The organism is Rhodococcus phenolicus (assembly GCF_001646785.1).
Classification (GTDB): Bacteria; Actinomycetota; Actinomycetes; order Mycobacteriales; family Mycobacteriaceae; genus Rhodococcus; species Rhodococcus phenolicus.
Window position 1 is genome coordinate 1 of record NZ_LRRH01000072.1, and the last position, 4639, is coordinate 4639.

At 66.2% G+C, this 4639-nt stretch carries 2 protein-coding genes; both read right to left on the reverse strand.

What is annotated here, in order from left to right; genetic code table 11:
- A partial coding sequence (locus tag A8G15_RS19795) for a tyrosine-type recombinase/integrase (RefSeq protein ID WP_156665478.1) occupies positions 1–850 on the reverse strand: 850 nt, incomplete at its 3' end.
- 292 nt (positions 851–1142) lie between these two features.
- Positions 1143–4639, reverse strand: a 3497-nt coding sequence (locus A8G15_RS19800; protein ID WP_068163467.1) for a multifunctional oxoglutarate decarboxylase/oxoglutarate dehydrogenase thiamine pyrophosphate-binding subunit/dihydrolipoyllysine-residue succinyltransferase subunit, incomplete at its 5' end; no start/stop codon positions are given.

The following is a 4639-nucleotide window of genomic DNA, read 5'->3' on the forward strand; positions in this document are numbered from 1 at the left end:
CACTCCACGGGGCACTATCGTCGGCGAGGTAGAGACGTAGCCACACGAACGACTCCTGGCTGGCCGGCAGCCATTGTTCAGCGCGGGTTCCTTTGCGAGTCACTCGGATCAGTTGTTCACCCCAGTCGATGTCGACTGGCCGAACCCGCAGGACTTCCGAGGCTCGGGCTCCATTGCCGACGACCAGGGACAGCAATGCCCGATCACGATTCGAGCGCAACACATCGAACAACTCCTTCCACTGTTCATCCGTGAGGGCACGAGGTTGCTGCTTGGGCAGCTTCGGGTTGTACCGGATGCGCCCGGCCGGGTGTGGTGAGCAACTGTCCGCAGGGTGTACCGCCGACCACGGGCTGCGCCGATCCAGCGGAATCGGGTTGAGTACCGGGCCTTGCCCTGTTTCGTTCCAGAACTCGTAGAAGGCCCGCACCACGGCATTCGAGTGCCGGATGGTCCGTGTCGCGTATCGGTCGTCGAGGTAGCGCTTGCGGGTGCGGGTGTTGACCGTGCCTGCGGTCTTCTTAGATTTCGTGCGTGGTGCCCGTCGTGGCTTTGGTGCCTGGGTCAGCCACAGCACCAGATCCCGGCCCTCGGCCGGGGTTGCCTTGTCCCAGTCGACCTCGAGCACGCGGAGCCATCGCCACCACCGCAGCAGGCCGTAGGCGTAGCTGCGCACGGACGCCGGGCTGTGATCGCGCGCAACACAATCAGCGAGATAACGCCGAATCGGATCGACCACCTCGTCCGCATCGTCGTAGACGAGCCAGGGCACGATGCCACTGCCTTGCTCGACGCGGCCCCATTGCGGCAGTCTGATCGATCCGATATTCCGCTGTATCTCGTCGGACAACGTCCATCACCTCTCGTGTTTGAGAGATGTCTACGGGGCGGTGCAGCAAGTCCGGTGTCGGCGGCACGGCGTGTCGCTGCTTAGTCCGGTCAACAGATCGTTGTTCCGAGCGAATGTATCCCTCGTCTCCTTGGATCGACTGAACGATACATTCGCTCACAAGGGGGGTCGGAGAGGGAGGGCGGGCCGAGAACGGCGCGAGCCGGGCCGGCCGCCCCGAAGGGCAGGCGCGACCCGGCTCGCATGAGAACCGTCTTTCGGAGAAAGGCGGAGTGTGCCGAGAAAGCTGAGGCTACTGCCCGAACGCCTTCTCGAGGATTTCCTGCTGCTCGACCGCGTGAACCTTGCTCGAGCCGGACGACGGCGCGGACATCGCGCGACGCGAGACGCGCTTGATGCCGGCGAGCTTCTCCGGCAGCAGTTCCGGCAGGGCCAGACCCAGGAACGGCCAGGCACCCTGGTTGGCCGGCTCTTCCTGCACCCAGAAGAACTCGGTGGCGTTCGGGTACTGGTCGAGGGTCTCGGCGATGCGGCGACGCGGCACCGGGTACAGCTGCTCGATGCGGACGATCGCGATGTCGTCGCGATTCTCCTTCTGCTTCTTCGCCAGCAGCTCCCAGTAGAGCTTGCCGGAGGTCAGCAGAATACGGGTGACCTTGGTGCGGTCGGCGGTGCCGTTCTCGTAGGGCACCTCTTCCAGCAGCGAGCGGAACTTGCCCTGCGTGAAGTCCTCGACGTTGCTGACCGCGGCCTTGTTGCGCAGCATCGACTTCGGCGTGAACACCACGAGCGGGCGGCGGATGCCGTCCAGGTGGTGACGACGCAGCAGGTGGAAGTAGCTGGCCGGAGTCGACGGGACCGCGACGGTCATCGAACCCTCGGCGCACAGCTGCAGCCAGCGCTCGATGCGACCGGAGGTGTGGTCCGGACCCTGACCCTCGTGGCCGTGCGGCAGCAGCAGCACGACGTCGGAGAGCTGGCCCCACTTCGCCTCACCGGAGGAGATGAATTCGTCGATGATCGACTGCGCGCCGTTGACGAAGTCGCCGAACTGCGCCTCCCACAGCACCAGCGCCTCGGGGTTGCCCACCGAGTAGCCGTACTCGAAGCCCAGGCCCGCGAACTCGGTCAGCGCCGAGTCGTACACCATGAAACGGCCGCCGTTGCCGGCTTCCGAGGCGAGCGTCGCGAGCGGGTTGTAGTCCTCACCGGTCTTGCGGTCGATGAGCACGGAGTGACGCTGGGTGAACGTGCCGCGACGCGAGTCCTGGCCGGCCAGGCGCACGAGGGCGCCCTGCTCGGCGAGCGAACCGAACGCGAGCAGCTCCGCGAACGCCCAGTCGATGTGACCCTCGCGGGCCATCTCGCGGCGCTTCTCGATGACCGGCTTGACGCGCGGGTGCACCGAGAATCCCTCGGGAACGTTCGCGAACTGGTCGCCGATGCGCTCGAGCACCGACTTGTCCACGGCGGTGGTCAGGCGAGGCGCCGGGGTCTGGTCCAGCTCGACCGACTCCGACGGTTCCGGGGTGAACTTCTCGAGTTCGCGGACCTCGTTGAACACGCGTTCCAGCTGGCCCTGGTAGTCGCGCAGGGCGTCTTCGGCTTCCTTGAGCGAGATGTCGCCACGGCCGATCAGGGCCTCGGTGTAGCTCTTGCGGACGCTGCGCTTGGTGTCGATCACGTCGTACATGGCCGGCTGCGTCATCGACGGGTCGTCGCCCTCGTTGTGACCGCGGCGTCGGTAGCAGATCATGTCGATCACGACGTCCTTGTGGAACTTCTCGCGGAAGTCCACGGCGAGCTGCGCAACCCACACGCAGGCTTCGGGATCGTCGCCGTTGACGTGGAAGATCGGCGCGCCGATCATCTTCGCGACGTCGGTGCAGTACTCCGACGACCGCGAGTGTTCCGGCGCGGTCGTGAAGCCGACCTGGTTGTTGACGACGATGTGCACGGTGCCGCCCGTGCGGTACCCGCGCAGCAGCGCCAGGTTCAGCGTCTCGGCGACGACACCCTGACCGGCGAACGCGGCGTCGCCGTGCAGCAGCAGCGGCAGGACGGTGAAACCGCCCTCGCCCTTGTCGAGGATGTCCTGCTTGGCGCGGACGAGACCCTCGAGAACCGGGTTGACGGCTTCGAGGTGCGACGGGTTCGCGGTCAGCGAGACCTTGATGTCGTTCTCGCCGAACATCTGGATGTACGTGCCCTCGGCGCCGAGGTGGTACTTGACGTCGCCGGAGCCGTGCGCGGCGGCCGGGTTCAGGTTGCCCTCGAACTCGGTGAAGATCTTCGAGTACGGCTTGCCGACGATGTTGGCGAGCACGTTGAGACGCCCACGGTGCGGCATCGCGATCGCGACCTCGTCGAGCTGGTGCTCGGCGGCCTGGTCGATGATCGAGTCCATCATCGGGATGACCGACTCGGCGCCCTCGAGCGAGAATCGCTTCTGGCCGACGTACTTGGTCTGGAGGAACGTCTCGAACGCCTCGGCGGCGTTGAGGCGGCTCAGGATGTACTTCTGCTGCGCGACCGTCGGCTTGACGTGGTGGGCCTCGACGCGCTCCTGCAGCCACTGCTGCTGCTCGGGCTCGAGGATGTGCGTGTACTCGATGCCGACGTGGCGGCAGTACGCGTCGCGCAGCACCGACAGCACGTCGCGCAGCTTCATGCGCTGCTGGCCGTGGAACCCGCCGACGTTGAACTCGCGGTCAAGGTCCCACAGCGTCAGGTCGTGCGTGGTGACGTCGAGATCCGGGTGCGAGCGGAACTTGTCCTTGACGAACTGCAGCGGATCGGTGTCGGCCATCAGGTGACCGCGGCTGCGGTACGCCGCGATCAGCTCGAGCACGCGGGTGCTCTTGTCGACCGCGCCCTCCGGCACGTCCTTGCGCCAGCGGACCGGCTCGTACGGGATGTGCAGGGTGTGGAAGATCTCGTCGTAGAAATCGTCGGAGATCAGCAGCTGGTGAACGGTCTTGAGGAATTCACCGGACTCGGCGCCCTGGATGACGCGGTGGTCGTACGTCGAGGTGAGGGTCAGCAGCTTGCCGACGCCCAGTTCCGCGATGCGCTCGTCCGACGCGCCCTGGAACTCGGCCGGGTACTCCATCGCACCGGCGCCGATGATGGCGCCCTGGCCGGCCATGAGGCGCGGCACCGAATGCACGGTGCCGATGCCGCCGGGGTTGGTCAGGGAGATCGTCACGCCCGAGAAGTCTTCGCCGGTGAGCTTGCCGTCGCGGGCTCGGCGGACGATGTCCTCGTACGCCGAGTAGAACTGCGCGAAGTTCATGGTCTCGCAGTTCTTGATCGCGGCGACGACGAGCGAACGCTGTCCGTTCTTGCCGGGCAGGTCGATCGCGAGACCGAGGTTCGTGTGCGCCGGCGTCACCAGGTTCGGCTTGCCGTCGATCTCGGCGTAGTGGTTGTTCATGTTCGGGAATGCCTTGATCGCCTGGATCAGGGCGTAACCGAGCAGGTGCGTGAACGACACCTTGCCGCCGCGGGTGCGGGCGAGGTGGTTGTTGATCACGATCCGGTTGTCGAACATCAGCTTCGCAGGGATGGCGCGAACGCTGGTGGCGGTGGGGATCGAAAGCGAGGCGTTCATGTTCTTCGCGACAGCGGCGGCAGCGCCGCGAAGAACCTTGTTCTCCTCGGTGGCGGTCTTGTCGGAAGAGGTGGCAGCGGGCTTCGGAGCAGCGGCTGCGGGCTTCGCGGCGGCGGGCTTGGCAGCGGGGGCTGCGGCCTTCGGCGCGGGAGCGGGAGCGGGGGCCGGCGCGGGCT